Raw genomic sequence first — 6,954 nt, 5'->3', positions numbered from 1 at the left:
GCGCATATGGGCGTTTCATTTGCATGGCTATTTTTAAACATAATTGCTAAAAATGAGGAATTAACGAATACAGGTTTTCTAATTACATGCAATAGTGGATATTTAGTGTAAAAAGGGTAAATTCAAAGAGTTTTACTCTTGACTTATTGTTTATATCTAGTATACTTATAAAGGAAGCAATCAACTTACAAAAAGTAAGTATTAATGGTTCTAGTAATCAATTCTTGTCTTCAAGGAGGCTCGCATAATGGAAGAAGAAAAACAAGTATATGATGTCATCGTGATTGGAGCTGGCCCGGGCGGGTTGACGGCAGCTTTATATGCCTCCCGATCAAATTTATCTACTCTGATTCTGGAAAAAGGAATACCGGGTGGACAGATGAACAATACGGCTGAAATTGAAAACTATTCCGGCTTCAGTAGCATAATGGGACCGGATTTATCAATGAAAATGTACGAAGGAGCCAAACAGTTTGGTGCCGAGCATGTCTACGGTGATGTAAAAGAAATCATCGATCACACAACGGAAAAAGAACTGGTTGTCAGCAATAAGTCCTATTTTGCCAAATCTGTCATTATAGCTACAGGTGCAGAACACAAGAAGCTTGGAGTGAAAGGTGAAGCTGAGTACAACGGAAAAGGTGTATCTTACTGTGCTGTCTGTGATGGTGCATTCTTTAGAGACAAACATGTAGTAGTTGTCGGCGGCGGAGATTCTGCCGTTGAAGAAGGCACGTATCTGACTCAATTCGCCAGCAAAGTGACAATCGTGCATCGACGCGACGAATTGAGAGCACAGAAAATCCTTCAGGACCGAGCATTTAAAAATGATAAGATCGATTTTATCTGGAATTCTGTAGTTGAGGAAATCGAAGGCGACGACAAAGTAACAGGTGTTCAGCTGAAAAACGTCAGAACTGGTGATGTGTCCACGCTTGCAGCGGATGGGGTATTTATTTATATCGGTCTTCTGCCTAACTCTGACAGCTTTACCAATCTGCCTATCACCAACAAGGAAGGCTGGATAGAAACAGACAGTCAGATGATGACCGCTGTTCCTGGTATCTTTGCTATCGGAGATGTGAGAGACACTGTACTCAGACAAGTGGCAACGGCTGTCGGAGATGGTTCTGTAGCCGGAAATGCTGCGTATCAGTACGTTGAAGAACTTAAAGAAAAAATGGAACAGCAGCACGCATGATTCAATGATAATTTGTAACAGAGCCAGGAACAGCACATTCCTGGCTCTGTTTTTCACTTCAACGTGTATACTTTTCTCATGCAAGATTTCAGTAAAAATGTTACAATGAAAAAAGAAAAGAAAGCGGATAATTAATCATGCAGAAAAGAGGGTATACAATGGAATGGAAAGAAACATACGAAACATGGGTCGATTTTGACGACTTGGATGATCAGGTGAGGTCAGATCTTGAAAAGAACAAAGCTGACGAAGCAGCTTTGGAAGATGCTTTTTACACTTCTCTGGAATTTGGAACGGCTGGTATGCGTGGGATCATTGGGGCTGGAACGAATCGAATGAACTATTATACTGTCCGTCAGGCGACTGAAGGACTGGCCCTGTTTCTTGAGAGTCAGGGAAAAGAGTTTGCTGAACGCGGAGTTGCGATTGCTTATGACTCCCGTCATATGTCGAAGGAATTTGCACTGGAGTCTGCCAGAACATTAGCTGCTCACAACATTAAAGCTTATGTTTTTGAAGACCTTCGTCCGACGCCTGAACTGTCATTTGCCGTACGTCATTTTAAAGCAGCAGCAGGCATTATGATTACTGCCAGCCATAACCCGCCTGAGTATAATGGGTACAAGGTATATGGGCAAGATGGGGGCCAACTGCCGCCCAAAGAAGCAGATGAGCTGACCGATTATGTCAGAAGTGTCACTGACATTTTATCTATCGATACACTCACCGAAGTTGAAGCAGAGGAAAAAGGACTGCTGAAAATAGTCGGTAAGGATGTCGACCGCGTCTACTTAGATTATCTGAGAACAGTGACAATCGACCAGGAACTGGCAGATCGTCAGGGACGTCACATTAAAATCGTATTTACTCCTCTCCACGGCACAGGAAAAATGCTGGGAGTCAAAGCGCTTGAACAGGCCGGGTTCAAAAAAGTGTCTCTTGTTGAGAAACAGGCTGAAGCAGATCCGGACTTTTCAACTGTAAAAACTCCCAATCCTGAAGACCCGGAAGCTTTTGAGCTGGCCATCGAGCAGGGGAAAAAAGAAGATGCAGATGTTCTGATAGCGACTGATCCTGATGCAGACCGTCTGGGGATGGCTGTTAAAACTTCTGAAGGGCACTACGAAGTACTCAGCGGAAACCAGATCGCGAGTCTGATGATTGAATATATTCTGAAGGCACATACTAAAAAAGGAACGCTTCCAGGAAACAGTGTGATCATCAAGTCGATTGTTTCAAGCGAACTGCCATCTGTCATTGCTGACAAATATGGAGTAGAATCTGTCAACGTGCTTACTGGATTCAAGTTTATCGCAGAAAAAATCAAGGAGTACGAAGCAGACCAGAATTATACTTTCATGTTCGGATTTGAAGAAAGTTACGGGTATCTCGTCCAGCCGTTTGTCAGAGATAAGGATGCCATCCAAGCTCTAGTCATGGTTGCTGAAATGGTTGCACATTATAAAGAAGAAGGCTTCAGCTGTTTCGATGCCCTTCATGAACTTTACCATCAATATGGTCACTTTAAAGAGAAGACCATCTCAATCAAGATGGAAGGCATGGAAGGAACGAAAAAAATCAATAATCTCATGAATACTCTAAGAAATCAGGCACCAGCTCATTTTGGGGGCATCAAAGTTTGCAAAGTGGAAGACTTCCAGAAGCAGACAGTGAAAACTCAGAGTGGTGAAGATACAATTAATCTGCCTAAAGCCAATGTTCTGAAGTACACGCTCGCTGACGGAAGCTGGATTGCAGCCAGACCATCAGGAACAGAACCTAAAATCAAATTCTATATTTCAGCACAGGATGACTCTGGCGTAGTTGTAGAGGAGAAAATCTCCTCGTTCGAAGCAGATATCAAGTCAATTATTGATGCAAACTAAGGACTGATTCTTTAGGGGGGTGATTTACAAATGAAAAAGAATGTCGGAAATACTGACCGCACGATTCGTCTCATTTTAGCTGCTGCTGTCTTTCCTATGCTGTTCATTTTAAATGGACCGGCAAGATTTCTGGGACTGGCTTTTCTCCCGCTTATGGGGACGGCACTCACCCGCCGCTGTGGGGCATACGCTTTGATTGGAACCAGCACATGTGAAAGAGAAGAATAAACTATCAGACCATTGGACAGTTCAGTCAGTCCAGTGGTCTTGTAGTATGAACAGCATATGACTATTCATGAGCAGAGTATACATGACACGCCAGGAATGTTATAATAAATAAACTGCTAAGGTTAGTTGATAGGTATGTGGTCAGAGTAAAGGAGTGGCATAATGAACGAACATTTAGAATTGGTGATTATTACAGGTATGAGCGGAGCAGGTAAGACAGTAGCTATGCAGAGTTTTGAAGATATGGGGTACTACTGCATTGATAATATGCCTCCAAATCTCCTTCCGACCTTCTGGAAACTGGTTAGAGAAACAGGTCAGTTCAATAAAATTGCCTTAGTTATGGATCTAAGAATGCAGGATTTCTTTGAAGAGATCAACAAAGCAATTGCGACGATGGACAATACGCCTCTAATTCGAACACGTATTGTGTTTCTGGACGCAACCAACGAGGAACTGGTCACCAGATACAAAGAATCTCGTCGGGCTCATCCACTGGCAAAAAATGAACGAACTATTGAAGGGATCAAGAAAGAAAGAGAGCTGCTGAAGGACATTCGCATGAAAGCACAAGTCGTTATTGATACCAGCAGCATTACCCCACGTCAGTTGAGAGAAAAACTGATCGAGAAGTTCAAAGTAAAAGAGAAAGAGATGTTCAGAGTTGAAATGGTCTCATTCGGTTTCAAGTATGGTGTACCTATTGATGCTGATGTGGTAATGGATGTCAGGTTCCTTCCTAACCCGCACTACATTCCAGAACTGAAGCCGCAGACGGGCCTGGACAAAGACGTATATGATTATGTCATGCAGCAGCCGGAGACTGAATCATTCTATAAAAAATTTACTGATCTACTGGAATATACACTTCCAGGGTACAAGAAAGAAGGAAAAAGCAATCTGACTGTCGCTATTGGCTGCACTGGGGGTAAACACCGGTCAGTTGCCTTAGTTGAACGGATTGCGAATAAAATAAAAGCTGACGGCTATCCTGTCAATGTTTCACACAGAGACAAGGATAAAGTAAAGGAGTCCATTATACGGTCATGAAATCATCATTAATCAATAAAAGAAGACCAAAAATTGCCGTGATCGGCGGTGGAACTGGGTTGCCAGTTATTTTAAAAAGTCTTAAGGAAAAAGATGCAGATGTCACGGCTATTGTGGCAGTTGCAGACGATGGAGGGAGCAGCGGTGCGTTAAGAAAAAGCTTCAATGCTGTTCCGCCAGGTGACCTGAGAAATGTACTTATTGCTCTGTCAGAAATACCGGAACTGCAGAAAGAGATTTTTCAGTACCGGTTCAAGTCTCAAGATGAGGCTTTGTCAGGACATACGATTGGGAATCTCATTATTCAGGCAACAGCTGATATGCGTGGCAATATTTATGATGCCGTTCAACTGCTCGCTAAGATGATGCATGTGAAAGGGCATGTTTATCCTGCGGCTGAAGAACCGCTAGTCCTCCATGCGCGTTATATGGATGGGTCGACCCAGACCGGAGAATCACAAATTCCCAAAGGCGGTAAAATGATCGACTATGTGGCTGTCTCTTGTGTAGAAGGAAGAAAGCCAGTTAAAGCCAGCAGAAAGGTCATATCAGCTATTATGGATGCGGATATGGTTGTACTGGGACCTGGAAGCCTCTTTACCAGTATCCTTCCTAATCTGATGATTCCTGATATTGGAAAAGCAGTTATGGAGACAGAAGCCAACGTAGTCTATATCTCAAACATCATGACCCAATTGGGTGAAACTGAAGGGCTTTCTGATGCTGATCATCTGCGTGTCCTGCACAAGCATCTCGGAGAGAGATTTGTGGATATCGCTATTACTAATATTGGTCTGGTACCGGATCAGTATATCGATCAGGAAGCGAACGAAGAATATCTGCTTCAAGTCGAACATGATTTTAGAGGACTAAGCGAAGAAGTGCCACTGATCATTTCTGATGATTTTCTGGAATTGACCCCAAAAGGTGTCTATCATGATGGAGAAAAAGTTGCTGAAGAAATATTCCGTACAGCATTTAACAGCCAGCGTAAAATCAAACAGTATTTTGAAAACAACTGAAAGTTTAGTTAAGTAGAGTCACTGAAAGTAAGGAAGTGAACCCATGTCATTTGCTTTTGAAGTAAAAAAAGAACTCACACTTCTGGAAGTCCATCCAGAGCATGCCAAAGCAGAACTGGCCGCTCTGATTAGGATGAACGGAACACTGAGTATTGTCGACCACGACTTCTTATTGAATGTCCAGACAGAAAATGCTGCAATAGCCCGTAGAATCTATTCGCTGATCAAAGACAATTTTGATGTGGAATCAGAGCTGCTGGTTAGAAAGAAAATGAAATTAAAAAAGAACAATGTGTATATTGTTCGACTTAAAAGTGGAAGTAAGCTCATTTTAAAGGAGCTGGGCATCATGGATGGTGTGCTCTACAGTGGACATATCCCTGAAGAGGTAAAAACTAACAAGCAGAAAGCCAAATCCTATCTGAGAGGAGCTTTTCTTGCCAGTGGATCTGTCAACAGTCCGGACACCAGCCGTTATCATCTGGAAATCCATTCAAGCTATGAAGAGCACAATGAGGACATCTGCGAGATGATGCAGATGTTCGATATGAATGCGCGTATTCATGAGAGACGGAACGGCTATATCGTTTATCTGAAAGAAGCAGAAAAAATTGCTGATTTTCTGGCCATGATCGGGGCAACTGGGAGCATGTTCCGCTTCGAAGATGTAAGGATCGTAAGAGACATGCGTAATTCAGTCAACCGTCTCGTCAACTGCGAGAATGCAAATATGAACAAGACCATTGATGCAGCAAGCAGGCAAATCGAAAATATTCATCTGATTGCTCAGGCAAGAGGTCTGGATACATTACCGGGTAAATTAAGGGAAATGGCAAAGTTACGCATCGATCATCCGGATGTGAGCCTGAAAGAACTGGGTGAACTAGTGCCTAATGGTGGGGTCTCCAAATCTGGAGTGAATCATCGTTTAAGAAAAATAAATAAAATAGCCGAAGATATCAGGTCGGCACAGAAAGTCTGACTATCTATTATTCTCCTGCTTTATGCCGGGGGATGATAGATTTTTTATTTGTCTGAAAAATATGAGGATATGGAAGAATACTCATTTCTGAAAGATTAATTTGTGACAAATTAAAAGGAATCTTTTTTAACAGGATAATGACAAATCTTAAGTAATTGTTGGATTATATAAAAAAGGCTCCCTTGACACAGTTCTCAATTACTAGGCTAATTGAGAACCATAGATAAGAGTATAGCTTATTGCAAATAACTCCTACAAATTTAGTTTATAATATGTATTAAATAGAAGCTCAGAAGTATATGAGCGAATGATCAAAAAGAACTTTTTTCACAATTAATTTCAGTTTAAAGAGAATAAATTGAATGAGAACCATTTTCATTTGTAATATTTTTGGACATAATAAATGTAAGAAGCCCGATGTTACTTAACTTTTTATGTATAATTCGTTATTCTTAAGTCACTCAAGTTTTGCAGTTGAATATCCAGGTTTAACCCTTGCGGTTATTGAAACTTCTTATAAATAATTATCAAAAAACACACAAAAAGACACCTCTCTTTGGTAAAATGTAGTCACCATAACAACAT

The 6,954-nt window shown here is 41.5% G+C and carries 6 protein-coding genes; all 6 read left to right on the top strand.

Going from position 1 to position 6,954, the window contains the following annotated elements; genetic code table 11:
* Positions 1–247 precede the first annotated feature (247 nt).
* A complete protein-coding gene (gene trxB, locus ACYQ2O_RS09495; RefSeq protein ID WP_346025149.1) occupies positions 248–1,201 on the top strand; it encodes a thioredoxin-disulfide reductase in 954 nt (317 codons plus the stop codon).
* 158 nt (positions 1,202–1,359) lie between these two features.
* On the top strand, positions 1,360–3,087 hold the full coding sequence (locus ACYQ2O_RS09490) for a phospho-sugar mutase (protein WP_346025148.1): 1,728 nt from the start codon (positions 1,360–1,362) through the stop codon (positions 3,085–3,087).
* 30 nt (positions 3,088–3,117) lie between these two features.
* The gene (locus ACYQ2O_RS09485) at positions 3,118–3,315 is read left to right on the top strand and encodes a YgaP family membrane protein (protein WP_346025147.1); all 198 of its coding nucleotides are present in this window, start codon (positions 3,118–3,120) and stop codon (positions 3,313–3,315) included.
* A gap of 162 nt (positions 3,316–3,477) precedes the next feature.
* A complete protein-coding gene (rapZ, locus tag ACYQ2O_RS09480) occupies positions 3,478–4,365 on the top strand; it encodes an RNase adapter RapZ (RefSeq protein ID WP_346025146.1) in 888 nt (295 codons plus the stop codon).
* Entirely contained in the window at positions 4,362–5,387 is a 1,026-nt protein-coding gene (locus ACYQ2O_RS09475; RefSeq protein ID WP_346025145.1) for a gluconeogenesis factor YvcK family protein, read from the top strand. Before rapZ ends, ACYQ2O_RS09475 begins: the two co-directional genes overlap by 4 nt.
* A gap of 43 nt (positions 5,388–5,430) precedes the next feature.
* Complete coding sequence (whiA, locus tag ACYQ2O_RS09470; RefSeq protein WP_346025144.1) at positions 5,431–6,369, top strand: DNA-binding protein WhiA; 939 nt, start codon at positions 5,431–5,433, stop codon at positions 6,367–6,369.
* Positions 6,370–6,954 lie beyond the last annotated feature (585 nt).

The sequence above is a fragment of the Alkalibacterium sp. m-11 genome (assembly GCF_054658155.1).
Note: the sequence above shows the minus strand (reverse complement) of the source record. Positions and strands in the feature narration are given on the sequence as shown.

Excerpts from the sequence above, each read along its gene's own strand:
- trxB (WP_346025149.1), top strand. The coding sequence starts at position 248 with ATGGAAGAAGAAAAACAAGTATATGATGTCATCGTGATTGGAGCTGGC.
- ACYQ2O_RS09490 (WP_346025148.1), top strand. The coding sequence starts at position 1,360 with ATGGAATGGAAAGAAACATACGAAACATGGGTCGATTTTGACGACTTG.
- ACYQ2O_RS09485 (WP_346025147.1), top strand. The coding sequence starts at position 3,118 with ATGAAAAAGAATGTCGGAAATACTGACCGCACGATTCGTCTCATTTTA.
- rapZ (WP_346025146.1), top strand. The coding sequence starts at position 3,478 with ATGAACGAACATTTAGAATTGGTGATTATTACAGGTATGAGCGGAGCA.
- ACYQ2O_RS09475 (WP_346025145.1), top strand. The coding sequence starts at position 4,362 with ATGAAATCATCATTAATCAATAAAAGAAGACCAAAAATTGCCGTGATC.
- whiA (WP_346025144.1), top strand. The coding sequence starts at position 5,431 with ATGTCATTTGCTTTTGAAGTAAAAAAAGAACTCACACTTCTGGAAGTC.